Genomic DNA, 1,667 nt, shown 5'->3' on the forward strand with positions numbered 1-1,667 from the left:
GGGGCCGAGTTAGAACATCAAACATTAAAGGGTGGTATTTCAAGGTTGGCTCCACGCAGACTGGCGTCCACGCTTCAAAGCCTCCCACCTATCCTACACATCAAGGCTCAATGTTCAGTGTCAAGCTATAGTAAAGGTTCACGGGGTCTTTCCGTCTTGCCGCGGGTACACTGCATCTTCACAGCGAGTTCAATTTCACTGAGTCTCGGGTGGAGACAGCCTGGCCATCATTACGCCATTCGTGCAGGTCGGAACTTACCCGACAAGGAATTTCGCTACCTTAGGACCGTTATAGTTACGGCCGCCGTTTACTGGGGCTTCGATCAAGAGCTTCGCCTTGCGGCTGACCCCATCAATTAACCTTCCAGCACCGGGCAGGCGTCACACCGTATACGTCCACTTTCGTGTTTGCACAGTGCTGTGTTTTTATTAAACAGTTGCAGCCAGCTGGTATCTGCGACTGGCTTCAGCTCCGAGAGCAAGTCTCTTCACCTACGCGCCAGCGTGCCTTCTCCCGAAGTTACGGCACCATTTTGCCTAGTTCCTTCACCCGAGTTCTCTCAAGCGCCTTGGTATTCTCTACCTGACCACCTGTGTCGGTTTGGGGTACGATTCTGTGTTACCTGATGCTTAGAGGCTTTTCCTGGAAGCTTGGCATCAACTACTTCTGCACCGTAGTGCATCGTCATCACGCCTCAGGGTTGAATAAGTAACCGGATTTACCAAGTCACTCCCCCTACACGCTTAAACCGGGACAACCGTCGCCCGGCTAGCCTAGCCTTCTCCGTCCCCCCTTCGCAGTAACACCGAGTACAGGAATATTAACCTGTTTCCCATCGACTACGCCTTTCGGCCTCGCCTTAGGGGTCGACTCACCCTGCCCCGATTAACGTTGGACAGGAACCCTTGGTCTTCCGGCGAGCGGGTTTTTCACCCGCTTTATCGTTACTTATGTCAGCATTCGCACTTCTGATACCTCCAGCAACCCTCACAGGCCACCTTCAACGGCTTACAGAACGCTCCCCTACCCAACAACGCCTAAGCGTCGCTGCCGCAGCTTCGGTGCATGGTTTAGCCCCGTTACATCTTCCGCGCAGGCCGACTCGACCAGTGAGCTATTACGCTTTCTTTAAATGATGGCTGCTTCTAAGCCAACATCCTGGCTGTCTATGCCTTCCCACATCGTTTCCCACTTAACCATGACTTTGGGACCTTAGCTGGCGGTCTGGGTTGTTTCCCTCTTCACGACGGACGTTAGCACCCGCCGTGTGTCTCCCGTGATAACATTCTTCGGTATTCGGAGTTTGCATCGGTTTGGTAAGCCGGGATGGCCCCCTAGCCGAAACAGTGCTCTACCCCCGAAGATGAGTTCACGAGGCGCTACCTAAATAGCTTTCGGGGAGAACCAGCTATCTCCCGGTTTGATTGGCCTTTCACCCCCAGCCACAAGTCATCCGCTAATTTTTCAACATTAGTCGGTTCGGTCCTCCAGTTAGTGTTACCCAACCTTCAACCTGCCCATGGCTAGATCACCGGGTTTCGGGTCTATACCTTGCAACTATTCGCCCAGTTAAGACTCGGTTTCCCTACGGCTCCCCTATACGGTTAACCTTGCTACAAAATATAAGTCGCTGACCCATTATACAAAAGGTACGCAGTCACCCAAC

General features: G+C 52.9%; 1 rRNA gene. It reads right to left on the reverse strand.

The window, feature by feature from the left end:
- A 23S ribosomal RNA gene (locus F8R23_RS24065) occupies positions 1–1,667 on the reverse strand; the annotation flags it as partial.

This window comes from Serratia proteamaculans (genome assembly GCF_008830365.1).
GTDB lineage: Bacteria > Pseudomonadota > Gammaproteobacteria > Enterobacterales > Enterobacteriaceae > Serratia > Serratia proteamaculans.